The organism is Pseudomonas sp. A6 (assembly GCF_052367875.1).
Classification (GTDB): Bacteria; Pseudomonadota; Gammaproteobacteria; order Pseudomonadales; family Pseudomonadaceae; genus Pseudomonas; species Pseudomonas citronellolis.
The window spans coordinates 1,536,109-1,561,893 of sequence record NZ_CP198970.1 but is presented as its reverse complement, the minus strand read 5'-3'; the positions used below and the strand labels follow the sequence as shown (position 1 = coordinate 1,561,893).

Genomic DNA, 25,785 nt, shown 5'->3' with positions numbered 1-25,785 from the left:
CCATGACCGAGCCCTGCTGCCCCTGTGGAAGCGGCCTGTCCCTGGCGGACTGCTGCGGCCGCCTGCACGCCGGCCAGCCGGCGCCCACCGCCGAGGCGCTGATGCGTTCGCGCTACAGCGCCTACGCCCTGGGCCTGGTGGACTACCTGCGCGACACCACGCTGCCGGCCCAGCAGCCCGGCCTGGACCTGGAGGCCATCCGCGCCTGGAGCCTGGGCAGCACCTGGCTGGGCCTGGAGGTGGAAAGCCACGAGGTGCTCGGCGGCACGCCCGAGCATGCCCGCGTCACCTTCACCGCGCGCTGGCACGACGCCAACGGCGAGCACAGCCACCGCGAATGCTCCGGCTTCGTCCAGCGCGACGGCCGCTGGTATTTCCTCGACCCGACGGTGCCGCTCAAGCTGGGCCGCAACGATCCCTGCCCGTGCGGCGCCGGCGGCAAGCTGAAGAAATGCTGCGGGCCGTGGATCGGTTGACACGGCGGACGCACCGGGGCGTGCCTCGTAGGATGGGTTGAGCGAAGCGATACCCATCGGGCCATGGTGATGGGTATCGCAACAACCCATCCTACGTCAGAGCTTCTCTTGCACCTGTAGCCAGGGCTTTCCGGCGGGCGTGGATAGCGAAGGATTCGTTCCCACCTAAAGAGGGACACCGCATGCACCCATTGGGTGCATCGGGCCCATCGGCTAGAATGCGCGCTTTTTCGCGGGCCCCTCGCCATGCTGCTGACCGTCCTCTACATCATCGCCATCACCGCCGAAGCCATGACCGGCGCGCTTTCGGCCGGGCGCCGCAGCATGGACCTGTTCGGCGTGGTGCTGGTGGCCTGCGTCACCGCCCTGGGCGGCGGCTCGATGCGCGACATGCTGCTGGGGCACTACCCGCTGACCTGGGTGCGCCACCCGGAATACCTGGCGCTCACCGCCGGCGCCGCGCTGGTCACGGTGTTCATCGCGCCGCTGATGCGTCACCTGCGCTCGCTGTTCCTGGTACTCGACGCCATCGGCCTGGTGGCCTTCACCCTGATCGGCTGCCAGGTCGGCCTGGAGATGGGCCACAGCCTGCTGATCGCCGCGGTCAGCGGGGTGATCACCGGGGTGTTCGGCGGCATCCTGCGCGACATCTTCTGCAACGACGTGCCGCTGATCTTCCGCCGCGAGCTGTACGCCAGCGTGTCCTTCGCCAGCGCCTGGTGCTACCTGATCTGCATCCAGCTGGACCTGCCCAACGAGCAGGCCATGCTGATCACCCTGTTCGCCGGCTTCCTGTTCCGCCTGCTGGCGATCCGTTTCCACTGGGAAATGCCCAAGTTCGTCTACAAGGACGATCCCCAGCAGAACGGCTGAGCGCTCAGTCGGCCAGCTTCAGATGGCTGGTGTCGGGCGCCGGCGCGGCGGGGTCCGCCTTTGCCTGGCCCATGTCGCTGCCCACCGGCGCCAGGCTGAACTGGCTGAGGTCAACCTGCGGCGCATGCGGCTCGGCCTTGTCGTCCTGCAGGTCGGCGCCCACCGGGGCCAGGCCGAAGTCCGGCGCGTCTACCTCGGCGAAGGCCGCCATGTACTCGTCGCGCGGGGCTACCTTCAGCCGTCCCGGCGTAGCCGCGGCCGGTGCCGGGGTAGGAGCGGGTTCGGCGGCGGGCGGCGGGGCCAGTTCGATCTCCTCCACCGCGGGGGCCATGTCCACCACCTCGACGCGCGCGCCGGCCCGTTCCAGAGCGGCGCGGTACTTGTCGGCGGCGGCGGCGTCGAGGTTATTCTTCAGCACCAGGCGGCGGCCGGAAAACAGCAGGGCGATGCGTTGCGCATCGGCCTGGAACAGCTTGGCCAGGTTGGCCTTCACCGCTTCCGGATCGGCGCCTGGAAGCGTCTGACCGGAAAAGACGATTTCGAAACGGCTCATCCATCACACTCCTGTGTTCTCCCGTCTGCCGACGGGCGGCCCAGTATGGGACAACTTCTTTTAACGCAACAACAACTTGCGGCCAAGCAGCCGCTTGGTACACTGGGGCGTCTTGGGGGATTGAAATGAATTATCAGGCGCAAACGATAAGAATTATCAGCCTAGTCTGGATTTTCGCGCTCCTCTCCGGTTGCAGCTGGATGACCGGTAGCTTCGAAAGCCCCGACGTGAAGCTGATGAAAGTGGACGTGGTGAAAGCCCGCCTGCTAGAGCAACAGTTCACACTGCACTTCCGTATCGACAACCCGAACGACTTCAGCCTGCCGGTGCGCGGCCTGGCCTACAAGGTCAAGCTGAACGACGTCGACCTGGCCGAAGGCGAATCCAGCGTCTGGTTCACCGTGCCCGCCAACGGCCGGCAGTTCTTCGAGGTGCCGGTGCAGACCAACCTCTGGCGGCACATGAAGTACATCGTCAAGCTGCTGGAAGACCCGGACAAGCCGATCCGCTACAGCCTCGAAGGCGACGTGAAGACCGGCCTGCTGTTCGGCCGCACCGTGCATATCGCGCGCAATGGCGAGATAATCCCCGGCGATTTCATCCCGGAGTGAGGCACCCATGAGCCAGGAACCCCATGTACATGGTCCCGACTGCAACCACGACCATGATCATGACCATCATCACCACGTGCATGGCCCGCACTGCAATCACAGCCACGAGCCGGTGCGTAATCCGCTGAAGGACGTTGGCCGCAACGATCCGTGCCCTTGCGGCAGCGGCGCCAAGTTCAAAAAGTGCCACGGCGCCTGAGGCGGGTGGGCTAGGTGAGAACGCCGTTTCTTCCGTGAGGGGAAACGGCGTTTTCGTTTCCGGCGGGCACAAAAGCCCCTGTAGGAGCGAGCTTGCTCGCGAACGGGGTTTACCCGGTGGCGATGGTGTTGGGGGTAAGAGCGCCCTCTCCCCAACCCTCTCCCTGAAGGGAGAGGGGCTGTCCTGAGCGGTGCGTCGATCAGGCTCCATCCTCCCACCCCTAACCTCACCCCCGTCATTCCCGCGAACGCGGGAACCCAGTTGCCTTCTTGTTTGGGTGTTTCTGCGCCGCTCCGAGTCTGCGGAGATTTTTTGTTTCGCCCCCTCGGGCGAGTCCCTTTTGTCAAACGCCACAAAAGGAACCAAAAAGGCTTGCCCCAACATACGGGCCCGATAAAGCCGGGCTACCCTCACGAACTCCCCCGCCACGGAGGCCCGCCCCGAGGGTACGTCCCTGTAGCCCACGGGGCTCTCGCGACATCCATGTCGCATGACCTCCTGAGCGCCGGTTTCGCTCGGCCTTCTGAAGGGGCGTTTCGGAGTGCACGGATGTTTCTCTGGAAATCCAAAAGCAAACGCGCTTTTGCTTTTGCTTTTCGTAGGAGCGAGCTTGCTCGCGAACCCAACCACCCGTCACTGGGTTCCCGCGTTCGCGGGAATGACGGGGGTGAGGTAAGGCGTATCAGGACGACTCAGGATTCTCCCCCCACTCCGAACAGCCCCCTCTCCCGCTTGCGGGAGAGGGTTGGGGAGAGGGCGCTCTTGAACCCAGCACCCGAAGTTCTCTGGAAATCCGTAGGGCGCATAATGCCTACGGCGTTATCCGCACGAATCGCGGACAGAGTCCGCTCCTATAGTTCCAGGGAAGCACGGGCGTAGGAGCGGACTCCGTCCGCGATTGGACTCGCCGGCCACGCCGGACGCCCTGGTGGCACGAACACCCATCGCGAGCATCCCCGCGCCCACCCTCCCGAACCACCCACACCCCGCGAATTCCCTGCCCCGCGGCTTGCGCGAAGGTGCGCGCCTCTCTAACGTAGCGGCTTTCCGCAAGCCCCTGTGCAGGAGCACGCTTCCATGGCCTCGCGAGCCTTCCGCCCGCTTCCCCGACTCGGCCTCGCCGCCACCCTCAGCGCCGCAGTCAGCCTGACTGGCTGTCAGACCTGGCTGAACGACCGCTACGCCGACAGCCTGCCGCCCACCTCCGGCGTGCAGCCGCTCAAGGGCCTGGCCGAAAGCGTGTCGGTGCGCCGCAATGCCCTGGGCATGCCGCTGATCGAGACCAGCACCTTCCACGACGCGCTCTTCGCCATGGGCTACGTGCATGCCAGCGACCGCATCGGCCAGATGGTCAGCCTGCGCCTGATGGCCCAGGGGCGGCTGTCGGAGATGGTCGGGCCGGGCGCCCTGGAGATCGACCGCTTCATGCGCACGGTCAACCTCAGGCAGGCCGCCAATGCCCTCTACACCGGCTCCTCGCCGCGCCTGAAGCGTTTCTTCGAAACCTACGCGCGCGGCGTCAACGCCTACCTGTTCCGCTACCGCGACAAGCTGCCGATGGACATCGCCGAGTCCGGCTACCGCCCGGAATACTGGAAACCCGAGGATTCGGCGCTGGTCTTCGCCCTGCTCAACTTCGGCCTGGCGGTGAACCTGCAGGAAGAACTGGATTCCCTGGTGCTCGCGCAGAAGGTCGGCGCCGGGAAGCTCGCCTGGCTCACGCCCATCTACCCCGACGAGGAACTACCCTTCGCCGAGGCCGACAAGCTCAAAGGCCTGAACCTCGCCGGGCAGATTCCCGGCCTGGCCGAGGTCGGTGGCGCCGCCGAGGCCGTGGCCGGGCTGCAGATGCTCGGCGTGGCCGCCTCCAACAACTGGGCCATCGCCCCGCAGCGCAGCCGCAGCGGCAAGAGCCTGCTGGCCAACGACACCCACCTGCCGCTGTCGATGCCGTCGATCTGGAACTTCATGCAGATCCGCTCGCCGAAGTACAGCGCCGCGGGCGTCACCATCGCCGGCGTGCCCGGCGTGGTGGCCGGCTTCAACGGCAAGCTGGCCTGGGGCATGACCATGGTCATGGGCGACAATCAGGACGTCTTCCTCGAACAGCTGCGGCGCCAGGGCGGCAAGCTCTACTACCTGGCCGACGGCCAGTGGAAGCCGGCCAGCGAGCGCGTCGAGACCTTCTTCATCAAGGGCCAGCGCCCGGTGCGCGAGACCATCTATGAAACCCGCCACGGCCCGCTGCTCAACAGCGCCCTGCTCGGCGCGAAGAAGAACGACCTGCAGCCGCTACCGCTGTCCAGCAGCTACGGCCTGGCCTACCAGAGCATCCAGGCGGTGTCGGACAAGAGCCTGGACGCCTTCTTCGACCTGTCCCGGGCCAAGAGCGTCGAGCAGGCCTTCGACGCCACCCGCGAAATACGCGCCATGCCGCTGAACATCGTGTTCGCCGACGAGAAGCACATCGGCTGGCAGGTCACCGGGCGCTTCCCCAACCGCAAGGACGGCCGCGGCCTGCTGCCCTCCCCGGGCTGGGACGGGCGCTACGACTGGGACGGCTATGCCGACCCGATCCTCCATCCCTCCGACCAGGACCCGCAGCAGGGCTGGCTGGGCACCGCCAACAACCGCACCGTGCAGCCCGGCTACGGCGCGCAGCTGTCCAGTTCCTGGTACTACCCCGAACGCGCCGAGCGCATCGCCCAGTTGGCCAACGCCAGCAACCGCCACGACGCGCGCAGCATGATCGCCATGCAGTACGACCAGACCACGCCCTTCGCCGCCAAGCTGCAGGGCATGCTCGACGCGCCCGGCATGGCCGCGCCGCTGAAGCAGGCGATCCAGGCGCTGCCCGAGGGCCAGCGCGAGCGCGCCCGCGAGGCCCTGGACCGGCTGATGGCGTTCGACGGCAAGCTCTCCGCCAGCTCCGCCGACGCCGCCCTCTACGAGGCCTTCCTGCAGGAAAGCGCGAAGCAGATCTTCCTCGACGAACTCGGCCCGGAAGACAGCCCGGCCTGGAAGGCCTTCGTGCAGAACGCCGACCTCTCCTACTCGGCCCAGGCCGACCACCTGCTGGGCCGCGATGACAGCCCCTTCTGGGACGACGTGAAAACGCCGCAGAAGGAAGACAAGCCGGCCATCCTCGCGCGCAGCCTGGCCGCCGCCACCGCCTTCTGCGAACAGAAGCTGGGCAGCGACCGCCATGCCTGGCAGTGGGGCAAGCTGCACACCTACAACTGGGTCAGCGACAGCACCAAGATGGCGCCCTACCTGGACGCTGGACAGCGCGCCGGCCTGGGCGCCATCAAGGGCTACCTGGACCGCGGCCCCTACCCGGCCGGCGGCGACCACAGCACGCTGAACGTTTCCGCCTACAACTGGGGCCAGAACTTCGACACCTGGCTGATCCCGGCCATGCGCATCGTCGTCGACTTCGGCCAGAGCGAGCCCATGCTCGGCGTCAACAGCAGCGGCCAGTCCGGCAACCCGGCCAGCCCGCACTACGCCGACGGCATCGACGCCTGGCTGAAGGGCGACTACATGAGCTTCCCGTTCCAGAGCCAGAACCTCGACCGCGTCTACGGCAGCAAGCGCCTGACCCTCGTCCCGCAGAAATGAGCGCGCGGTGCGGAACTTCCGCCGCGCCGGCGGGTCGGATCTGTCGACTTACTCCATGATCATCTTCAAGGCACCCTCGGGTGCCTTTCTTTTTTGCTGCCCGCGCCACAATCGGCGCACCAGGCTGTTACCGAAAACCCCGCCCCCTCGCCCCGTCTTGGGGCATCCCTTCCCCGACCGGCTGCTATACCTGTCGTAGGAACGCGCCCGTCGTCCGTCTCCTACCGCCGAGGCCCGTGGTTGCGCCCCTGGTTCGAAACTTGCTGTCACATTGATGTTATGCCTTTGGTTCCACTGCTTGAATCAACCACCAAGGATTCCAACCGATGAAAAAAGCATGGCTGACCCTCTCCGCCCTGGTGCTGCTGGCTGGCGCCGGAGCCTTGCAGGCCAAGGAATGGAAAGAAATCCGCTTCGCCACCGACCCGTCCTACGCGCCCTTCGAGTCCAAGGCGCCGGACGGCAGCCTGGTCGGCTTCGACATCGACCTGGGCAACGCCATCTGCGAGCACCTGAAGGTCAAGTGCGTGTGGATGGCCAACGACTTCGACGGCATGATCCCGGGCCTGAAGGCTCGCAAGTTCGATGGCGTGATCTCCTCGATGACCGTCACCGAGGCGCGCCAGAAGGAAATCGACTTCAGCGACAAGCTGTTCACCAGCCCCACCGCGATGATCAGCAAGAAGGGCTCGGGCCTGGAAGCCACCGCCGAATCGCTCAAGGGCAAGACCGTCGGCGTCGAGCAGGGCACCATCCAGGAAACCTTCGCCAAGGCCAAGCTGGAGCCGGCCGGGGTCAACGTGAAGAGCTACCAGAACCAGGACCAGGTCTACGCCGACCTGGTGTCCGGGCGCCTGGACGTCTCGCTGCAGGACATGCTGCAGGCCGAACAGGGCTTCCTCACCACCGACCAGGGCAAGGGCTTCGAGATCAGCAAGCCGGTGCATGACCCGCTGATGCCGGCCGACATCGCCATCGGCATCAAGAAGGGCAACAACGAACTGCGCGAGATGATCAACAAGGGCATCAAGGCGATCCACGCCGACGGCACCTACGACAAGCTGCAGAAGAAATACTTCGGCGACATCGACATCTACAACGACTGACCCGCGTCCACCGCACCCGGCTGCCGCCAAGGCGGCCGGGCGCGGTCTATTCTGCTGATAACGCCGCACAAGGAGTTGCCTGCGCATGCTCCAGGACTTCTTCCGTACCCTGGCCGAGACCATGAGCCTCAAGGGCTACGGCTCCATCCTCCTCGACGGCACCTGGATGACCGTCAAGCTGTCGATCTGCTCGCTGCTGCTGTCGGTGACCCTCGGCCTGCTGGGCGCCAGCGCCAAGCTGTCCGGCTCCAGGCTGCTGCGCTTCCCCGCCACCTGCTACACCACGCTGATCCGCGGGGTGCCCGACCTGGTGCTGATGCTGCTGATCTTCTACAGCCTGCAGACCTGGCTGGCGGACCTGACCGACTACATGGACTGGGACTACATCGAGATCGACCCCTTCAGCGCCGGCATCATCACCCTCGGCTTCATCTACGGCGCCTACTTCACCGAGACCTTCCGCGGCGCCATCCTCGCCGTGCCGCGCGGCCAGCTGGAGGCGGCCAGCGCCTACGGCCTGACGCGCCTGCAGCGCTTCCGCTTCGTGCTCTTCCCGCAGATGATGCGCTTCGCCCTGCCGGGGGTGGGCAACAACTGGATGGTGCTGATCAAGTCCACCGCGCTGGTCTCCATCATCGGCCTCTCCGACGTGGTGCGCGCCGCCCAGGACGCCGGCAAGAGCAGCTACCGCCTGCTGTTCTTCCTGCTGGTGGCGGCGGCCATCTACCTGCTCTTCACCACCGTTTCCAACATCGTGCTCAACGCCCTTGAGCGCCGCTACGCCATCGGCGTGCGCGAGGCCCTGCGATGATCGAGTTGCTGCAGCAGTACGGCAAGGCCTTCCTCTGGACCGACGGCTACCACATCACCGGCCTGGCCATGACGCTCTGGCTGCTGACGGTGTCCATCGCCTTCGGCTTCACCTTCGCCATTCCCCTGTCCATCGCCCGCGTCTCGCGCAACCCGCTGCTGCGCTGGCCGGTGCAGTTCTACACCTACGTGTTCCGCGGCACGCCGCTCTACATCCAGTTGCTGGTCTGCTACACCGGCATCTACAGCGTGGCGGCGGTGCGCGAGCAGCCGATCCTCGACGCCTTCTTCCGCAACGGCCTGAACTGCACGCTGCTGGCCTTCGCCCTGAACACCTGCGCCTACACCACCGAGATATTCGCCGGGGCCATCCGCAACACTGCCCACGGCGAGGTGGAAGCGGCCCGCGCCTACGGCCTGAGCGGCTGGCGCCTGTACCGCTACGTGATCATGCCCTCGGCGCTGCGCCGCTCGCTGCCCTACTACAGCAACGAGGTGATCCTCATGCTGCACTCCACCACCGTGGCCTTCACCGCCACGGTGCCGGACATCATGAAGATCGCCCGCGACGCCAACGCCGCCACCTTCCTCTCCTTCCAGTCCTTCGGCATAGCCGCGGCGCTGTACCTAGTGACCTCCTTCACCCTGGTCGGCCTGTTCCGCCTCGCCGAACGCCGCTGGCTGGCCTTCCTCGGCCCCAGCCATGGCTGAACCCCATCCCGGCCGCGCGGCGGCCGTAACCTGAGGACTCCATGACCACACTGAAGATCGACGCCCTGTACAAGCGCTACGGCGACAACGAGGTGCTAAAGGGCGTGTCCCTGGAAGCCCGCACCGGCGACGTGGTGAGCATGATCGGCGCCAGCGGCTCGGGAAAGAGCACCTTCCTGCGCTGCATCAACTTCCTCGAACAGCCCGACGAAGGCCGCATGAGCCTGGACGGCGAGGAAATCCGCATGGTCGCCAGCCCCGGCGGCATGCGCGTGGCCGACGCGGCGCAGCTGCAACACATCCGTACGCGCCTGGCCATGGTGTTCCAGCACTTCAACCTGTGGAGCCACCTGACGGTGCTGGAGAACGTCACCCTGGCGCCGCGCCGGGTGCTCGGCGTGGAGCGCAAGGAAGCCGAGGAGCGCGCCCGCGCCTACCTGAACAAGGTCGGCCTGCCGGAACAGGTGGTTGGCAAGTACCCGGCGTTCCTCTCCGGCGGCCAGCAGCAACGCGTGGCCATCGCCCGCGCGCTGGCGATGGAGCCGGAGATCATGCTGTTCGACGAACCCACCTCGGCGCTGGACCCGGAACTGGTGGGCGAGGTGCTCAAGGTGATCAAGGCCCTGGCCGAGGAAGGCCGCACCATGATCCTGGTGACCCACGAAATGGCCTTCGCCCGCGAGGTTTCCAGCCAGGTGCTGTTCCTCCACCAGGGCCGCGTCGAGGAACAGGGGCCGCCGCAGGAGGTGCTGGGTCAGCCGAAGAGCGAGCGGTTGCGGCAGTTTCTCAGTGGGAATCTGAAGTGAGGGGGGCTCAGTCGTAGGATGGGTTGAGCGAAGCGATACCCATCGCCACGGCAGCATGGGTTTCGCAGGCTCAACCCATCCTACGAAAAGCGCCACGGCGCAGTCGGCAAGATGGTCGCTGCGTCCAGGACTGCTCCGCGCCAACCGCCAGGCAACAAAAAACCGGGCCAAAGCCCGGTTTCTCGCATCCGCCTAAAGCCTCAGGCCTTGGGCAGCGTCACCCCAGTCTGCCCCTGGTACTTGCCCCCACGATCCTTGTACGACACCTCGCAGGCCTCGTCCGACTGCAGGAACAGCATCTGCGCCACGCCCTCGTGGGCGTAGATCTTCGCCGGCAGGTTGGTGGTGTTGGAGAACTCCAGGGTCACGTGGCCTTCCCACTCCGGCTCCAGCGGGGTGACGTTGACGATGATGCCGCAGCGGGCGTAGGTGCTCTTGCCCAGGCAGATGGTCAGCACGTCGCGGGGGATGCGGAAGTACTCCACGGTGCGCGCCAGGGCGAAGGAGTTCGGCGGGATGATGCAGACGTCGCTGTTGATGTCGACGAAGCTCTTCTCGTCGAAGTTCTTCGGGTCCACCACCGCCGAGTGGATGTTGGTGAACACCTTGAATTCCGCGGCGCAGCGCACGTCGTAGCCGTAGCTGGAGACGCCGTAGGAGATCACCCGGCTGTCGTCGGCGCCGCGGATCTGGCGCTCGACGAAGGGCTCGATCATCCCGTGCTCCAGGGCCATGCGGCGAATCCACTTGTCCGATTTGATGCTCATGGCGGGCGTCCCGTAGCTGCTGAAAAAGAAACGCGAATCTTACCGGCAGCGCCCGTCGGCAGCAAAGGCTGCATGACCAACGTCGAAAACGCGTTGCACACGGGCCCGCCGAAGACCGTCCAACAACACACGAATGCTGGCCGCGAGGGTAGCGGGCCAACGCGTATTTCAGATATTGCCGAGATACTTCCAACTTTTTAAGAAAAATCTCACAAGACTCAAAAGAAACTTCACCTGCACCTTGAACCGGACGTGAAAGATACTTTGCCCCCTGCCCCGCCATAAGTTGCCTACAGCGGAAATCACAATAAACGCCCCGCAGGGAACTCCCATGAATCCAAAGATTCCCCTCCTGCTGTTTCCCTTATTGCTAATTGCGTGCGCGACAAACGACCCGAAGCCGGTTTGCGATGAACAAGGTTGTGGAACACAACAGCCCCCGGCGTCATCTTCAGCTGCCGGCAATAACCCCACGGATACCGACGCGGACCGAGCCTCGAGCGCGCTCCTGTCCCTCGCCGCCACCGACCCGCGCGCGGCCTACGACCTGGGGCTGCGCTATTTCCGCGGGGATGGAGTGGCCCAGGACAGCTACCAGGCGCTGCAGTGGATGCGCAGCGCCGCGGAGCGTGGGGACCTGGAGGCGCAGAAGGCCCTCGGCGGCCTCTACCTGGGCGGCCTCGAGGAAATGGGCGCCGACCCGCAGGAAGCCGAGAAATGGCTGGCGATGGCCGCGGGCCGAGGCGATCAGGAGTCGATGCAACTCCTGGCCCAGGCCCGCGCCGCCAAAAACTCCGAAGCCGCCTATTTCAAGTGGAAGAGCGACTGGCGGGAAATGACCCTGCGCTATTGGTACTCGGCCTATCCCTATCGCAGTTATTGGCGGGATGACAACTGGCACTGGCGCTAGCTGGAAGTCACAAGTCGAAAGTTTCCGCAACGGCAACTGGCAGAAGAACAAACACCCCCCAACACCAAACGGCAAAACAACATGAAATCAAAATCGAAGAGCATTGTTAAATACATGCTGGGCGCGGCCATTGCCGGCACATTGAATGGATGCGCGGCACTGGGCGGGGGGTTGATCTCGCCGGGGGGACAGCATGCCGGGGTTTCCGGCGCGGCGGCCGGCGGCAACAGCAACGGCGCGCAGCAATCGCTGCAGCGCTGCGACAAGCCACTGGGCACCATCGCCGTGGACGACGGGCGCGAGGCCGACTGGTACGGCCCCTTCGGCAGCGCCACGCAGATGACCTCCATCGAACCCCTGCTGCGCCTGGCGGTACAGCAATCGAACTGCTTCGTCATCACCTCGATCGGCAACCAGCGATCCGACGCCCGCCTCTCGCGCATCACCGAGATACAGCGGCTATCCGGCGAATACCGTGCCGGTTCTAAACAGCACAAGGGCCAGCGGGTCGCCGCCGACTATTACCTGGAACCGCAGATCATCATCAACGACTCCGCCATTGGCGGCCTGGCCGGAACCCTCGGCGGGCTGATCGGCAACGCCGCCATCGGCCAACTCGCCGGCGCGCTGCAAACCAAGGCCTCGGTGGTCACGCTCTCGCTGTTCGACATTCGCTCCTCGGTGCAGATCGCCGCAGCCGAAGGCAACTCGACCGCGACCAACTACGGAGCCGCGCTGGCCGGCTTCGGCGGTGGCGTCGGCGGAGGGCTGGGCGGCTTTTCCCGCACGCCCGAAGGCAAGGCCACGGTGGTCGCCTTCATCGATGCCTGGAACAAGATGGTCGTGTCCCTGCAGGACTACAAGGCCCAGAACGTCGAGGGCGGGCTGGGCCGTGGCGGCAAGCTGAAGGTCAACTGAGGCCACCGCGGCCATGGCGTCCGGCAAATGACGAGCGCGGCCGCCAGGCCGCGCCCTTGATCAGTCCTCGCTGATGGAGATGCTCGGCATCGCCGGCGCGTCCTTCTCGCTCAGAGCGATGCGCGCGCCCACGCAGCGGGCCATTTCCTGGTAGATCATCGCCAACTGGCTTTCCGGGTCGGCGATCACCGTCGGCTTGCCGCCGTCGGCCTGCATGCGGATGGCCATGGACAGCGGCAGCGAGGCCAGCAGATCCACGCCGTACTGCGCCGCCAGCTTCTCGCCGCCGCCCTCGCCGAACAGGTGCTCGGCGTGGCCGCAGTTGGAGCAGATGTGCACCGCCATGTTCTCCACCACGCCCAGCACCGGGATGTTGACCTTGCGGAACATCTCCACGCCCTTCTTGGCATCGAGCAGGGCCAGGTCCTGCGGAGTGGTGACGATCACCGCGCCGGCCACCGGGACCTTCTGCGCCAGGGTCAGCTGGATGTCGCCAGTGCCCGGCGGCATGTCGATCACCAGGTAGTCCAGGTCGTTCCAGGCGGTCTGGGTGATCAGTTGCAGCAGCGCGCCGGAAACCATCGGCCCGCGCCACACCACCGGGGTGTTGTCGTCGGTGAGGAAGGCCATGGACATGACTTCCACGCCATGGGCCTCCAGCGGCACGAACCACTTCTGCTCGCGCACCTTCGGCCGGATGCCCTCGGGAATGCCGAACATGATGCCCTGGCTGGGGCCGTAGATGTCGGCGTCGAGGATGCCCACCTTCGCCCCTTCGCGGGCCAGCGCCAGGGCCAGGTTGGCGGCGGTGGTGGACTTGCCCACGCCGCCCTTGCCGGAGGCCACGGCGATGATGTTCTTCACGTTGCTCATGCCCGGCACCTGGGCCTGGGCCTTGTGCGCGGCGATCTTCACGTCCACCTTCACCTGGGCCGAGTCCACGCCGTCGAGGGCTTCCAGGGCCATCTGCACGGTCTGCGCCAGGCCATTCCTGAACAGGCCGCAGGCATAGCCCAGCTCCAGGCCCAGGGCGATGCGCCCGCCCTGGATGTCGAGATCGCGCAGGTAGCCGGCGTCGAGCAGGTTCTGGCCGCTGTGCGGGTCGGTGATCTGGCGGAGGACGGCCTCCACCGTGGCGCGGGTGACGACGCTCATGGGTTCTCCCGAAAAAAGGCTGAGCACGGTAGGCGGACATTCTAACAGCAGCTGCAGGCGGCAGGCTTCAGGCGAACACGGCGCCTCGCTCCCGGCGTACGAGCGGGAACGGCTTCTCGTAGGAGCGAGCTTGCTCGCGAACAAAGTCCGCTACAGGCCCATTCGCGAGCAAGCTCGCTCCTACAGAACACCTCGGCACGACCGGTCGCCCCTACCGGCAGCTCGCCGCCTGTAGCCTATTGTGGCTTGCAGCTCGCCGCTTCCTATATAGTTACCGACTTCCCTCGATTTACCCCAATGGCCTGAGCATCATGTCCGAAAACCGCCAGATCCTCGTCACCAGCGCCCTGCCCTACGCCAACGGCTCCATTCACCTGGGCCACATGCTGGAATACATCCAGACCGACATCTGGGTGCGTTTCCAGAAGATGCGTGGCAACCAGGCGGTGTACGTGTGCGCGGACGACGCCCACGGCTCGGCCATCATGCTGCGCGCCGAGCGCGAGGGCATCACCTCGGAGCAACTGATCGACGCCGTGCGCGCCGAGCACATGACCGACTTCGCCGACTTCCTGGTGGACTTCGACAACTACTACTCGACCCATTCGGAAGAGAACCGCGAGCTGTCCTCGGCCATCTACCTGAAGCTGCGCGACGCCGGGCACATCGCCACGCGCCCGGTGACGCAGTACTTCGACCCGGAAAAGCAGATGTTCCTGGCCGACCGCTTCATCAAGGGCACCTGCCCGAAGTGCGGCACCGCCGACCAGTATGGCGACAACTGCGAAGCCTGCGGCGCCACCTACTCGCCCACCGAGCTGAAGGACCCGAAATCGGCCATCTCCGGCGCCACCCCGGTGCTCAAGGAGTCGCTGCACTACTTCTTCAAGCTCCCGGACTTCGACGCCATGCTCAAGCAGTGGACGCGCAGCGGCGCGCTGCAGGAGTCGGTGGCCAACAAGATCGCCGAATGGCTGGACGCCGGCCTGCAGGAATGGGACATCTCCCGTGACGCGCCCTACTTCGGCTTCGAGATCCCCGAGGCCCCGGGCAAGTACTTCTACGTCTGGCTGGACGCGCCCATCGGCTACATGGCCAGCTTCAAGAACCTCTGCGCGCGCCGCCCGGAGCTGGACTTCGACGCCTTCTGGAACAAGGATTCCAAGGCCGAGCTGTACCACTTCATCGGCAAGGACATCGTCAACTTCCACGCGCTGTTCTGGCCGGCCATGCTCGAAGGCGCCGGCTACCGCAAGCCCACCGCGCTGAACGTGCACGGCTACCTGACCGTCAACGGGCAGAAGATGTCCAAGTCCCGCGGCACCTTCGTCAAGGCGCGCACCTACCTGGACTACCTGGACCCGGAATACCTGCGCTACTACTACGCCTCCAAGCTCGGCCGCGGCGTCGACGACCTCGACCTGAACCTCGAGGACTTCGTGCAGAAGGTCAACTCCGACCTGGTCGGCAAGGTGGTCAACATCGCCAGCCGCTGCGCCGGCTTCATCCACAAGGGCAACGCCGGCTTGCTGGTGGATGCCAATCCGGCGCCGGAGCTGGTCGAGTCCTTCAAGGCCGCCGCGCCGAGCATCGCCGCCGCCTACGAAGCCCGCGACTTCGGCCGCGCCATGCGTGAAATCATGGCCCTGGCCGACCAGGCCAACGCCTGGATCGCCGACAAGGCGCCCTGGGCGCTGAACAAGCAGGAAGGCAAGCAGGCCGAGGTCCAGGCCATCTGCGCCCTGGGCGTGAACCTGTTCCGCCAGCTGGTGATCTTCCTCAAGCCGGTGCTGCCGAAGCTGGCCGAGGCCGCCGAAGCCTTCCTCAACGTCGCCCCGCTGAAGTGGAGCGACCACGAGCAGTTGCTGGCCAACCACCAGCTGAACCCGTTCAACCCGCTGATGACCCGTATCGAGCCCGCGAAAATCGAAGCCATGATCGAAGCCTCCAAGGAAGACCTCGCCGCCGCCAACCAACCCAAGGGCAATGGCGAACTGACCAAGGACCCACTGGCCGCGGAAATCAACTTCGACGCCTTCGCCGCCGTCGACCTGCGCATCGCGCTGATCGAGAAGTGCGAGTTCGTCGAGGGCGCCGACAAGCTGCTGCGCCTGTCCCTGGACATCGGCGACGAGAAGCGCAACGTGTTCTCCGGCATCAAGAGCGCCTACCCGGACCCGAGCAAGCTCGAAGGACGCCTGACCCTGTACGTGGCCAACCTGGCCCCGCGCAAGATGAAGTTCGGCGTCTCCGAAGGCATGGTCCTGGCCGCCGGCCCCGGCGGCGAGGAAATCTATCTGCTCAGCCCGGACAGCGGCGCCAAGCCGGGCCAGCGCGTGAAGTAAGCGGCACGCGCCGAACGCGACGCCGGCCCCGGGGCCGGCGTCGTCGTTTCTGCCTTGCCCGGGTACGACCATGCGCATAACCTATGCGCATCCGTCTCGGAGGTTCCCATGCACACGACCTACGATCCCCAAGCCCCGAAGAAAGCCACCAACCTCAGCCTCAACAGCGACCTGCTCAAGCAGGCCCGCGAGCTGGACGTGAACCTCTCGGCGGTGCTGGAGGAAGCGCTGGCCGACGTGGTGCGCGAACGCCTGCGGCAACGCTGGCTGGAACAGAACCGCCAGGCGATAGACGCCTACAATCAGCATGTGGACGGCGCCGGCGTGTTCGCCGACGACCTGCGGAGCTTCTGATGCCGCAGTTCGACCTGTACCGCAACCCCAGCCCGCGCAGCCGCGAGGACATCCCGCTGCTGCTGGACGTGCAGAGCGAGCTGCTCACCTCGCTGAACACCCGCGTGGTGATCCCGCTCAGCCGCGGCAAGGGCCTGGCCGGCATCGACCGGCTGATGCCCGAGGTGACGGTGGAGGGCGAGAAACTGCTGCTGCTCACCCCGCAGATGGCCGGCGTAGCGCGCCGCGAGCTGGGCGAGCCGGTGGGCAGCCTGGCGCACCTGCGGTTGGACATCATCGCCGCCATCGACCTGCTGATCACGGGAATCTGAGCATGCCCAAGCTCCGCCACCGCCCGGCCCGAGGCGCCCGGCCATGACCGAACTCGCCCTGATCCTGGTCAGCGCCATCCTGGTCAACAACTTCGTGCTGGTGCAGTTCCTCGGCCTGTGCCCGTTCATGGGCGTGTCGCGCAAGATCGAGACGGCCATCGGCCTGGCCCTGGCCACCACCTTCGTGCTGACCCTGGCCTCGATCTGCAGCTACATCCTGCAGCGCTACGTGCTGCGGCCGCTGGACCTGGAGTACCTGCGCACCATCGGCTTCATCCTGGTGATCGCCGTGGTGGTGCAGTTCACCGAACTGCTGGTGAAGAAAAGCAGCCCGCTGCTGTACCGCGTGCTGGGCATCTTCCTGCCGCTGATCACCACCAACTGCATCGTCCTCGGCGTGGCCCTGCTCAACGCCAACAAGCCCGAGTACGGCTTCCTGCAGTCCAGCGTCCAGGGCTTCGGCGCCGGGCTGGGCTTCTCCCTGGTGCTGGTGCTGTTCGCCGCCCTGCGCGAGCGCATTGCCATCGCCGACGTGCCCAAGCCGTTCCAGGGCGCGGCCATCGGCATGATCACCGCCGGGCTGATGTCCCTGGCGTTCATGGGCTTCACCGGTCTGATCAAGCTATGAGCGCCGTGCTGCTCGCGGTCGGTGTGCTGCTGGCCCTGTGCCTGGCCAGCGGCGCCCTGCTCGGCTACGCGGCGGTGCGCTACCGCGTCGAGGGCGACCCGGTGGCCGAACAGGTCAACGCCCTGCTGCCGCAGACCCAGTGCGGGCAATGCGGCTATGCCGGCTGCAAGCCCTACGCCGAGGCCATCGCCCAGGGCGACGCGATCAACAAGTGCCCGCCCGGCGGCAGCGCCACCATCGCCGCCCTGGCCGACCTGCTCGACGTCGAGGCGCCGCCCCTGGACGCCCCGGCGCAAACCCCGCCGCGTGTGGCCTTCATCCGCGAGGCCGAGTGCATCGGCTGCACCAAGTGCATCCAGGCCTGCCCGGTGGACGCCATCGTCGGCGCCGCGCGGCAGATGCACACGGTGATCGCAGCCGAATGCACCGGCTGCGATCTGTGCGTCGAGCCCTGCCCGGTGGACTGCATCGACATGCTCGACCTGGAAGTCGGCGTGCGCGACTGGAAATGGCCGCTGCCCGATGCCCGGCTGATCGCCAGCGACCGGGAGCAGGCCGCATGAACGCCAAGGCCTGGGACTTCCCCGGCGGCCTGCATCTGCCGACCAACAAGGCACAATCCACCGCCGGCCCCATCGTCCGGGCGCCACTGCCCAGCCGGCTGATCCTGCCGCTGCAGCAACACACCGGCGCGCCGGCCCTGCCCTGCGTGGACGTCGGCGAGCGCGTGCTCAAGGGCCAGATGATCGCCAGCCCCGGCAGCGCCATCAGCGCCGCCGTGCATGCACCGACCTCCGGCACGGTGGTGGTGATCGGCGAGCAGCCTTATCCACATCCCTCCGGCCTGCTGGCCGAAGCCATCGTCATCGACGCCGATGGACTGGACGAATGGGCGCCCTTGCAGCCCTGCCCCGACTACCGCCAGGAAAGCCCCGCCGCCCTGCTGGAACGCATCCGCCAGGCCGGCATCGCGGGGCTCGGCGGCGCCGGCTTCCCCACTGCCGCCAAGCTGGCCGCCCGCGCCGCCGAGGACCTGCACACCCTGGTGATCAACGGCGCCGAGTGCGAGCCCTACATCAGCGCCGACGACATGCTGATGCGCGAACGCGCGGCCGAACTGGTGGAAGGCATCGAAATTCTCATGCACCTGCTGCAACCGCAGCAGGTGCTGCTCGGCATCGAGGATGACAAGCCCCAGGCCATCGAGTCCCTGCGCCAGGCCATCGGCGAGCGCGCCATCGAACTGCGGGTGGTCCCGACCAAGTACCCCTCCGGCGGCGAACGCCAGCTGATCCAGCTGCTCAGCGGCCGCGAGGTGCCCAGCGGCGGCCTGCCGGCGGACATCGGCATGGTCTGCGTCAACGTCGGCACCGTCGTGGCGCTGCGCGATGCGCTTATCCTCGGCCGCCCGCTGATCTCACGCATCACCACCCTAACCGGCGCCGCCCTGGCACGGCCGATGAACGTCGAGGCGCTGCTTGGCACGCCGGTCGGCGAACTGCTGGAATTCGCCGGCCTGGACCGCGGCCGGCTCGGCCGCCTGCTCATGGGCGGCCCGCTGATGGGCATCACCCTCGGCGACCTGCAGGCCCCGCTGATCAAGACCGCCAACTGCCTGCTGGCCGCCAGCGCCGAGGAGCTGCCGACACCGCCCGCCGCCCTGCCGTGTATCCGCTGCGGCGACTGCGCCCAGGCCTGCCCGGCCAGCCTGCTGCCGCAGCAGCTGTACTTCTTCGCCCAGGGCGACGACCACGAGCAGTTGCAGGCCTACAACCTGTTCGACTGCATCGAGTGCGGCGCCTGCGCCTACGTCTGCCCCTCCAGCATCCCGTTGGTGCAGTACTACCGCGCGGCCAAGGCGGACATCCGCGAACTGCAGTTGAAACAGCAGAAGGCCGAGCATTCGCGCCTGCGCTTCGAGCACCGCCAGGAACGCCTGCGCCGCGAGGAGCAACGCAAGGCCGAGGAACGCCAGGCCCGCCTGGAACGCGCCGCCCGCGCCCGCGAAGCCCAGGCCGCCGCGCCGCTGGTGGAAGCGCCGCAGTCGGCCATCGAACGGGTGAAATCGGAGAAGGCCGTGGGCAACGCCGGCGCCGACCTCAAGCGGCTGAAGATCGAAGCCAGCATGGCCCGCGTCGCCCTGCAGAAGGCCGAGAAGCAGCTGGCCGCCCACGACACCGAACAATTGCGCGCCCAGGTCGAGACGCTGCGCCAGGCCGCCGAGCAGGCCCGCCTGGCCCTGGAGACTGCCGAAGCCGAACCAGCCCCCGCCGCTCCCAAGCCAGCAATCGGCGACGAAGCGGCCCTGAAGAAGGCGAAGATCGACGCTGCCATGGCCCGCGCCCAATTGAAGAAGTCCGAGAAAGCCTTCGGCGAAGCGCCCGACGAACAGCAGCAGGCCACCCTCGCCCAGCTGCGCGAAGCCGCCGAACAGGCCGAGCGCCACCTGGCGCAATTGCAGGCAGCGCCCGAACCCAAGGCGGAGCCCGCCGGCGACGGCATGGCGAACCTGAAGAAAGCCAAGATCGCCCTGGTCAGCCGCCGCGCCGAGCTGAGGAAAGCCGAGCAGGACGGCGCCGGCGAAGCCGAACTGGCCCTGCTGCGCGAAGCCCTGGCCGAGGCCGAGCGCCAGCTGCACGCCGCCGAGGACGCCAGCGGCAAGCCGGCGCCAGACCTGCAACGCATCGACAAGCGCCCGGTGGACGCCGCCACCCGCGCCCTCAAGACCGAACTGGCCTACGCCCGCGCCGACCTCAAGAAGCTCGAACGCGAAGGCGCCGACGAAGCCCGCCTGGCCGCCGCGCGCGAGCGTTTGGCAGCGGCGGAAAACGCGCTGGCCGCGCGCGATACGGAGTGACCCATGGCCCTGCCGCATTTTTCCTCGCCCCACGCCACCGGCGCCAACCGCACGCAGAAGGTCATGCTGCAGGTGCTAGCCGCGCTGGCCCCGGGCGCCCTGGCGCTGATCGCCCTGTACGGCGTCGGCACCCTGTTCAACCTGCTCTGGTGCAGCGCGGTGGCCCTGGGCACCGAGGCGCTGATGCTGCACCTGCGCAAGCGCCCGCTGGCGGTGTTCCTCAAGGACGGCAGCGCGCTGGTCACCGCCGTGCTCCTGGCCCTGGCCCTGCCGCCCTACGCGCCCTGGTGGCTGAGCCTGCTGGCCAGCGCCTTCGCCCTGGTGTTCGGCAAGCACCTGTACGGCGGCCTCGGGCAGAACCCGTTCAACCCGGCGATGCTCGGCTACGTGGTGGTGCTGGTGTCCTTCCCCCTGGAAATGACGCGCTGGCCCAGCCCCGACGCCGGCCTCGGCCTGGTCGACGGCCTGTCGCGCATCCTCGGCCTGGGCGCGCCGCCGCCGGACGCCTGGGCCGGCGCCACCGCGCTGGACGTGCTGAAGAACAACCACAGCCTGACCATCGACGAGCTGCTGACGCAGAGCGCGGCCTTCGGCCACGTCGGCGGGCGCGGCGTGGAGCTGGTCAACCTGGCCTTCCTCGCCGGCGGCCTGTTCCTGCTCTGGCGCAAGCTGTTCACCTGGCATGCGCCGCTGGGCATGCTCGGCGGCCTGTTCGTCATGAGCCTGCTGTTCTGGAACGGCTCGGGCTCGGATTCCCACGGCTCGCCGCTGTTCCACCTGTTCAGCGGCGCGGCCATGCTCGGCGCGTTCTTCATCGTCACCGACCCGGTTTCCGGCGCCACCAGCAACCGCGGGCGCCTGGTGTTCGGCCTCGGCGTGGGCATCGTCACCTACGTGATCCGCGCCTGGGGCGGCTACCCCGACGGCGTGGCCTTCGCCGTGCTGCTGATGAACCTGGCGGCGCCGACCATCGACTATTACACCCGCCCGCGCACCTACGGGCACAAGAAGCCCAAGCGCGGCTTCAAGCTGGGGGAATGAGATGGCCGACAGCCGCCGTTCCATGCTGAAGAACGCCCTGCTGCTGGGGGCCTTCGCGGTGCTCTGCGTCGGCCTGGTGGCGGTGGTTCACCAGTTCACCCAGGCGCGCATCGAGCAGGCCCAGCGCGAGGCGCGCGGGCGCCTGCTGCTGGAACTGCTGCCGCCGGGAAGCTACGACAACCACCCGCTGGACGCCCCCGTCGAAGTCTTCGAGCCCAAGCTGCTGGGCAAGCCGCAGCCGGCCCAGGCCTTCGTCGCCCGCCTGCAGGGCCGCGCCACCGGCGTCATACTCCCGGCCACCGCGCCGGACGGCTACAGCGGCGCCATCGAACTGCTGGTGGGAGTCAGCGCCGAAGGCCGCCTGCTCGGCGTGCGCGTGGTGGCGCACAAGGAAACCCCGGGCCTGGGCGACAAGATCGAGCCGGGCAAGAGCGACTGGCTGCACGGCTTCGACGGCCGTTCCCTGGCCGACCCGGACGAGGCCGGCTGGAAGGTGAAGAAGGACGGCGGCCGGTTCGACCAGTTCGCCGGCGCCACCGTCACCCCGCGCGCCGTGGTCAAGGCCACGCACAAGGCGCTGCAGTATTTCGATGCGCACAAGGCCGCGCTGCTGGCGCCGGCGGCCGGAGGCGAACAACATGAATAGCTACCGCGAGATCGCCCGCCAGGGCCTGTGGCGGAACAACCCCGGGCTGGTCCAGCTGCTGGGCCTGTGCCCGCTGCTGGGCACCAGCAACTCCATGGTCAACGCCCTCGGCCTGGGCCTGGCGACCATCTTCGTGCTGGCCTGCTCCAACGCCGCCATCTCCGCGACGCGGCGCTGGGTCGGCGCGGCGGTGCGACTGCCGGTGTTCGTGCTGATCATCGCCGCGCTGACCACCTGCATCGAACTGCTGATGCAGGCCTGGACCTACGAGCTGTACCAGATCCTCGGCATCTTCATCCCGCTGATCACCACCAACTGCGTGATCCTCGGCCGCGCCGAAGCCTTCGCCGCGCGCAACGGCGTCGCCCGCGCGGCCTTCGACGGCCTGATGACCGGCGCCGGCTTCGCCCTGGTGCTGCTGGTGCTGGGCACCTTGCGCGAACTCATCGGCCACGGCACCCTGCTGGCCGACATGAACCTGCTGTTCGGTCCGGCCGCCGCCGGCTGGAAGTTGCAGATAGCCGATTACCAGGGCTTCCTGCTCGCCGTGCTGCCGCCCGGCGCCTTCCTCCTGCTGGGCCTGCTGATAGCCCTGAAGAACCGTATCGATGAAAGCCTGGCGGAACGCGCCAAGGCGCAGGCGGGCAACGTACCCGCCGCAGAGCGCCAGCGCGTCCGCGTGACCGGAGTGATCGAATGAATGCCGCCAAGCGCGCGGAGATTTTCCGCCGTCTGCAAGAAGACAACCCCGACCCCAAGACCGAGCTGGCCTACGATTCGCCCTTCGAGCTGCTCATCGCGGTGATCCTCTCCGCCCAGGCCACCGACGTCGGGGTGAACAAGGCTACCGCCAAGCTCTACCCGGTGGCCAACACCCCCGAAGCCATCTACGCCCTGGGCGTGGACGGGCTGTCGGAGTACATCAAGACCATCGGCCTGTACAACAGCAAGGCGAAGAACGTCATCGAGACCTGCCGCATCCTCATCGAGAAGCACGGCAGCAAGGTGCCGGAGAACCGCGAGGACCTGGAGGCCCTGCCCGGCGTCGGGCGCAAGACCGCCAACGTGGTGCTCAACACCGCCTTCCGCCAGTTGGCCATGGCGGTGGACACGCACATCTTCCGCGTCGCCAACCGCACCAACATCGCGCCGGGGAAGAACGTCCTGGAGGTGGAGCGCAAGCTGCTCAAGTTCGTGCCCAGGGAATACCTGCTGGACGCCCACCACTGGCTGATCCTGCATGGCCGCTACGTCTGCAAGGCGCGCAAGCCGCAGTGCGGCAGCTGCCGCATCGAGGACCTGTGCGAGTACAAGCACAAGACTTCCGACGATTGAGTGCTATCGTCAAAAGCATCGCCGCTCATTGAAAAAATCTTTTTTACCGCCCCGAGCTTTGTCGCTATAAGGGGCGCCAAGCACACCCCGCACGTTGGAGTGATCGTTATGGCCGATAAAGAAGATCTCGAGCTCGAAGACGAAGTGAGCACCGACGATGCCGATGACAGCGTCGAAGCTGCCGCCGAAGTCGCCAAGACCAACCTCACCAAGCGCCGCATCATCGACAACTACCTCGAAGAGCGCCGCCTGCAGCGCCAGCTGTCGGACTACGATTTCGACCTCTGAGTCTTGCGCCCAAGCTGAAAAAAGCCCCGCACTTGGCGGGGCTTCGTTTTTTTCGGTTCTCACCTCCGGCACGCACGGGTGCATGCCTGCGCTCATCGGAAAACCATATTGTCATCGGCCAGCACGACGCGCCCTCCATACAGCGCCTGCAAGCGCAGCAGCAGGTCACCGCGCGCCTCCCCGTGCGTCAGCGCGTGGGTGCCGATCAGCAGCCTGGGCTGCACCTTGGCCATCAGCGCCGCCAATTGGGTTTCCGTGGTGTGGGCATCGAGCATGTAGTCGCGCCACTCGCCGGGAAGCTTCGCGGTGCCCGCCGAGCTCATGACTTCGCTGATGACGATGTCGCTGCCCGCGAGCTTCTCTTCCAGCGCCGGCGTCAGGCGGTACGAATAGTCGCCGGTGATGGATATCACCAGGTCCGGCGTTTCCACCCTGTACCCGTAGGTCCTGCCGGGGTCCCAACTACCATGGACGACCTGGAAGGCGGAAACGCGAACGTGCTCATCGGAGAAGACCGGGCCAGGGGCTGAAAACTCCTTGGTTTCCACGGTGATGCCCGCCTTGTTCTTCGTTCTCGTCGAAGCCAGGCGATAGTCTATCCACTGCTTGTTCCCCTCCAGCACGCCGCGCACCAGCGCCTCCGTGCCCGGCGGACCGTGGACCCGGGCCGGCCCCTGGCGGCCATAGATCCAGAAGCGCAGGAGAAACGCCGGCACGTCGAGAACATGGTCGCTATCCAGGTACGTCAGGAACAGCTTGTCCATGTAGCCGGCCCCCGGATACCCGGTAGGCATCTTCCACGGAGGGAAGACCTTGCCGTCGCCGTACCTGGACAGGTTGTTCATGCTGCCGTGCCCTGCGTCGAACACGTAGACGCTGTCCCTGACCACGATCGCGATCGACTGCCCCGCCTTGTCCGGCTCGAGGATGGGGCTTCCCGTCCCCAGGAAGACGATCCGCGTCTGGTATTCCCTGCCCGTCCCCATCGCTCGGCCCAGGTCGACGGTGCGGTAGAGGGGAGCCTCATCCTTCGACGCAGCGCCGCTCGGCAAACCGAGGACACAGAGCGACAGCAACAACAGGATCAGCTTGTTGTCCATAGCCCCTCCTCAGAAGCCCTTGTGGATATTGGCGATCACCCGGGTGCCCTGGCCCCGGTTCCTGGCATCGAACTCCTCGTACCAGGCCACTCCGAAGCCCAGCCGCGCCTGGCGATGGAAATAGGAAAAAGCCGGTCCGAGCGCCGAGACGGACTCCTTCGAACGGCTGACCCTGCGCCCGTCGAGGCGATCGTCGCTCAGCTGTTCCAGCCTGTAGCCCGCCAGGCCCAACCTGAGGCGCTCCGACAGCAGATAGCCGCTCGACAGGCTCAGGTTCATGGCGGTGCCGGGCTGCGCGCTGCGGGCTCGACCGCCGACCGGATCGTCGTTGCGGTCGCTCCAGACGTATCCGAGGTTGAAGCTGTGGCTCCAGCGCCCACTGAAGTAGGTGCCGGCGAACATGGGGTTCAGGTAGAGGTAGTTGCTCCCGACATTGACGTACCGCTTGTCGTCGTATGCGCCGGTCGGCAGCGTCAGCGCCAGGATCGACTGCAGGGTGAGCCGTCCGGAACCCAGCGGCATGTCGCGCCAGGTCAGTTTCACCGGCCGCAGGGTGAGGTCCCCCACGCCGGAATCGCGCCCCTTGGCTCCGACTTCGACATCGATGTCCGAGTGGATGACAGGCACCCTGACGGTGAAACCGTACTCGGCGCCAAATATCTTCCATGGGGTATTGAGCGCGTACTGAAAGATACTGGTGCTTATCCGGTTGTTCTTCTCCCCGGGTGTTTCATCGCCTTCGCCATCCTTTATGTTTTCGACTGAATAGAAGTTCTGTTGGAACATCAGGTGATGCCCCGGCCTCGCCAGTCCCTCGGAGAAAAAACCACCGCCGAGATTGACCGGCGGCAGTTTTACCGGGTCGATGTTCTTTGCCAGAACGGGCTGCTGCAACATACAGCCCAGGATGCCCAAGGCCAGAAGTGACGCTTTCATTTCCATTCCTTTTTCTTGTTATTCGCCACCTTCGGGCAAAGCCGTCCCTTGACCGCGATCGTCACGTCGACGAGCAGCGCACAGGAGGCTCAGGAACCGAAATGGCTATTCAATGGAGCGCCACTGGCAGCACTCCCCCGGCTCGTCCCTGAGCAAGGCTCTGACTCAGCTATTTCCCCCGCGAAACAATGTTTCCCTGAGAAAATTGCAGGAGGCATGCCAGCTCATGGAGAAGGAAGGGAAATGCCTGTTTCAGGCATTAAACCTTTGGAATCAGCCGGTTGAATGGAAACTCGCCAAGGACCGATATGCCGGCCAGTTTTCGATGTTTCACTACCGAATAAGCGGATGAAGGGATAGGCAGGGTGAGGCGATCATGCCCACGCCCCTGCCGGTGCGCGGCTCATTCGGTAACACCCGGCGCCTGG

27 protein-coding genes are annotated in these 25,785 nt (G+C 66.3%); 22 read left to right on the top strand and 5 right to left on the bottom strand.

Features of this window, described 5'->3' with window-relative positions; translation table 11 throughout:
- The first annotated feature begins 2 nt into the window (after positions 1-2).
- Both ACTWJ5_RS07080 and ACTWJ5_RS07075 read left to right on the top strand, forming a co-directional pair.
- A complete protein-coding gene (locus ACTWJ5_RS07080; RefSeq protein ID WP_043272511.1) occupies positions 3-476 on the top strand; it encodes a YchJ family protein in 474 nt (157 codons plus the stop codon).
- 246 nt (positions 477-722) lie between these two features.
- A complete protein-coding gene (locus ACTWJ5_RS07075) occupies positions 723-1,349 on the top strand; it encodes a trimeric intracellular cation channel family protein (protein ID WP_444437946.1) in 627 nt (208 codons plus the stop codon).
- A gap of 4 nt (positions 1,350-1,353) precedes the next feature.
- Here ACTWJ5_RS07075 and ACTWJ5_RS07070 read toward each other — a convergent pair whose 3' ends face one another.
- Positions 1,354-1,902, bottom strand: coding sequence for a hypothetical protein (locus tag ACTWJ5_RS07070; protein WP_444437945.1), 549 nt, complete (start codon positions 1,900-1,902; stop codon positions 1,354-1,356).
- 125 nt (positions 1,903-2,027) lie between these two features.
- Here ACTWJ5_RS07070 and ACTWJ5_RS07065 point away from each other — a divergent pair, with 125 nt between their 5' ends.
- From ACTWJ5_RS07065 to ACTWJ5_RS07035, 7 genes are all read left to right on the top strand, one after another.
- The gene (locus tag ACTWJ5_RS07065) at positions 2,028-2,513 is read left to right on the top strand and encodes an LEA type 2 family protein (RefSeq protein ID WP_009620697.1); all 486 of its coding nucleotides are present in this window, start codon (positions 2,028-2,030) and stop codon (positions 2,511-2,513) included.
- Between the two features lie 7 nt (positions 2,514-2,520).
- Positions 2,521-2,712 (top strand): SEC-C metal-binding domain-containing protein, encoded by a 192-nt coding sequence (locus ACTWJ5_RS07060; protein ID WP_009620699.1) that lies wholly within the window; start codon positions 2,521-2,523, stop codon positions 2,710-2,712.
- Positions 2,713-3,789: 1,077 nt separating this feature from the next.
- Complete coding sequence (locus ACTWJ5_RS07055) at positions 3,790-6,333, top strand: penicillin acylase family protein (protein ID WP_444437942.1); 2,544 nt, start codon at positions 3,790-3,792, stop codon at positions 6,331-6,333.
- Between the two features lie 326 nt (positions 6,334-6,659).
- Entirely contained in the window at positions 6,660-7,439 is a 780-nt protein-coding gene (locus ACTWJ5_RS07050; protein WP_074976648.1) for an ABC transporter substrate-binding protein, read from the top strand.
- A gap of 85 nt (positions 7,440-7,524) precedes the next feature.
- Positions 7,525-8,250: an ABC transporter permease gene (locus ACTWJ5_RS07045; RefSeq protein WP_043272507.1), complete on the top strand. Its 726-nt coding sequence runs from the start codon at positions 7,525-7,527 to the stop codon at positions 8,248-8,250.
- Entirely contained in the window at positions 8,247-8,960 is a 714-nt protein-coding gene (locus ACTWJ5_RS07040; protein ID WP_074976650.1) for an ABC transporter permease, read from the top strand. The genes ACTWJ5_RS07045 and ACTWJ5_RS07040 overlap by 4 nt, the downstream gene beginning before the upstream one ends.
- A 41-nt stretch (positions 8,961-9,001) precedes the next feature.
- Positions 9,002-9,766: an ABC transporter ATP-binding protein gene (locus ACTWJ5_RS07035; protein ID WP_074976652.1), complete on the top strand. Its 765-nt coding sequence runs from the start codon at positions 9,002-9,004 to the stop codon at positions 9,764-9,766.
- A gap of 200 nt (positions 9,767-9,966) precedes the next feature.
- Here ACTWJ5_RS07035 and dcd read toward each other — a convergent pair whose 3' ends face one another.
- A complete protein-coding gene (gene dcd / locus ACTWJ5_RS07030; protein ID WP_074976654.1) occupies positions 9,967-10,533 on the bottom strand; it encodes a dCTP deaminase in 567 nt (188 codons plus the stop codon).
- A 331-nt stretch (positions 10,534-10,864) separates the two neighbouring features.
- Between dcd and ACTWJ5_RS07025 the strand changes: the two genes are divergently transcribed.
- Positions 10,865-11,443, top strand: a complete 579-nt coding sequence (locus ACTWJ5_RS07025; RefSeq protein ID WP_116422464.1) for a tetratricopeptide repeat protein — start codon at positions 10,865-10,867, stop codon at positions 11,441-11,443.
- A gap of 81 nt (positions 11,444-11,524) precedes the next feature.
- Positions 11,525-12,361, top strand: coding sequence for a hypothetical protein (locus tag ACTWJ5_RS07020; RefSeq protein WP_116422465.1), 837 nt, complete (start codon positions 11,525-11,527; stop codon positions 12,359-12,361).
- Between the two features lie 60 nt (positions 12,362-12,421).
- Here the strand turns inward: ACTWJ5_RS07020 and apbC are convergent, their stop codons facing one another.
- A complete protein-coding gene (gene apbC, locus ACTWJ5_RS07015) occupies positions 12,422-13,516 on the bottom strand; it encodes an iron-sulfur cluster carrier protein ApbC (RefSeq protein ID WP_253408512.1) in 1,095 nt (364 codons plus the stop codon).
- 311 nt (positions 13,517-13,827) lie between these two features.
- Between apbC and metG the strand changes: the two genes are divergently transcribed.
- The 11 genes from metG (at position 13,828) to ACTWJ5_RS06960 (ending at position 23,321) form a co-directional block, all read left to right on the top strand.
- Positions 13,828-15,861, top strand: coding sequence for a methionine--tRNA ligase (gene metG, locus ACTWJ5_RS07010; RefSeq protein ID WP_444437938.1), 2,034 nt, complete (start codon positions 13,828-13,830; stop codon positions 15,859-15,861).
- A 108-nt stretch (positions 15,862-15,969) separates the two neighbouring features.
- A complete protein-coding gene (locus ACTWJ5_RS07005; RefSeq protein ID WP_043272502.1) occupies positions 15,970-16,215 on the top strand; it encodes a type II toxin-antitoxin system CcdA family antitoxin in 246 nt (81 codons plus the stop codon).
- The gene (locus tag ACTWJ5_RS07000; RefSeq protein ID WP_253408510.1) at positions 16,215-16,526 is read left to right on the top strand and encodes a CcdB family protein; all 312 of its coding nucleotides are present in this window, start codon (positions 16,215-16,217) and stop codon (positions 16,524-16,526) included. Before ACTWJ5_RS07005 ends, ACTWJ5_RS07000 begins: the two co-directional genes overlap by 1 nt.
- A 43-nt stretch (positions 16,527-16,569) precedes the next feature.
- The gene (gene rsxA, locus ACTWJ5_RS06995) at positions 16,570-17,154 is read left to right on the top strand and encodes an electron transport complex subunit RsxA (protein ID WP_043315811.1); all 585 of its coding nucleotides are present in this window, start codon (positions 16,570-16,572) and stop codon (positions 17,152-17,154) included.
- Positions 17,151-17,717 carry an electron transport complex subunit RsxB gene (rsxB, locus tag ACTWJ5_RS06990; RefSeq protein WP_074976670.1) on the top strand — a complete coding sequence of 189 codons (567 nt, stop codon included), beginning with the start codon at positions 17,151-17,153 and terminating at the stop codon, positions 17,715-17,717. The genes rsxA and rsxB overlap by 4 nt, the downstream gene beginning before the upstream one ends.
- Entirely contained in the window at positions 17,714-20,011 is a 2,298-nt protein-coding gene (gene rsxC / locus ACTWJ5_RS06985) for an electron transport complex subunit RsxC (RefSeq protein WP_444437935.1), read from the top strand. The genes rsxB and rsxC overlap by 4 nt, the downstream gene beginning before the upstream one ends.
- A 3-nt stretch (positions 20,012-20,014) precedes the next feature.
- Positions 20,015-21,052, top strand: coding sequence for an RnfABCDGE type electron transport complex subunit D (locus tag ACTWJ5_RS06980; RefSeq protein WP_444437933.1), 1,038 nt, complete (start codon positions 20,015-20,017; stop codon positions 21,050-21,052).
- Position 21,053: 1 nt separating this feature from the next.
- Positions 21,054-21,698 carry an electron transport complex subunit RsxG gene (gene rsxG / locus ACTWJ5_RS06975; RefSeq protein WP_043315824.1) on the top strand — a complete coding sequence of 215 codons (645 nt, stop codon included), beginning with the start codon at positions 21,054-21,056 and terminating at the stop codon, positions 21,696-21,698.
- A complete protein-coding gene (locus ACTWJ5_RS06970; protein ID WP_249917637.1) occupies positions 21,691-22,398 on the top strand; it encodes an electron transport complex subunit E in 708 nt (235 codons plus the stop codon). Before rsxG ends, ACTWJ5_RS06970 begins: the two co-directional genes overlap by 8 nt.
- Positions 22,395-23,033, top strand: coding sequence for an endonuclease III (gene nth / locus ACTWJ5_RS06965; RefSeq protein WP_064582191.1), 639 nt, complete (start codon positions 22,395-22,397; stop codon positions 23,031-23,033). Before ACTWJ5_RS06970 ends, nth begins: the two co-directional genes overlap by 4 nt.
- Positions 23,034-23,141: 108 nt before the next feature.
- A complete protein-coding gene (locus ACTWJ5_RS06960; RefSeq protein ID WP_074976686.1) occupies positions 23,142-23,321 on the top strand; it encodes a PA3496 family putative envelope integrity protein in 180 nt (59 codons plus the stop codon).
- A 92-nt stretch (positions 23,322-23,413) separates the two neighbouring features.
- On the opposite strand, the gene ACTWJ5_RS06955 is transcribed toward ACTWJ5_RS06960, so the two are convergent.
- Positions 23,414-24,421 (bottom strand): MBL fold metallo-hydrolase, encoded by a 1,008-nt coding sequence (locus ACTWJ5_RS06955; RefSeq protein ID WP_444437931.1) that lies wholly within the window; start codon positions 24,419-24,421, stop codon positions 23,414-23,416.
- 9 nt (positions 24,422-24,430) lie between these two features.
- Positions 24,431-25,357, bottom strand: coding sequence for a SphA family protein (locus ACTWJ5_RS06950; protein WP_444437929.1), 927 nt, complete (start codon positions 25,355-25,357; stop codon positions 24,431-24,433).
- Positions 25,358-25,785: the final 428 nt, after the last annotated feature.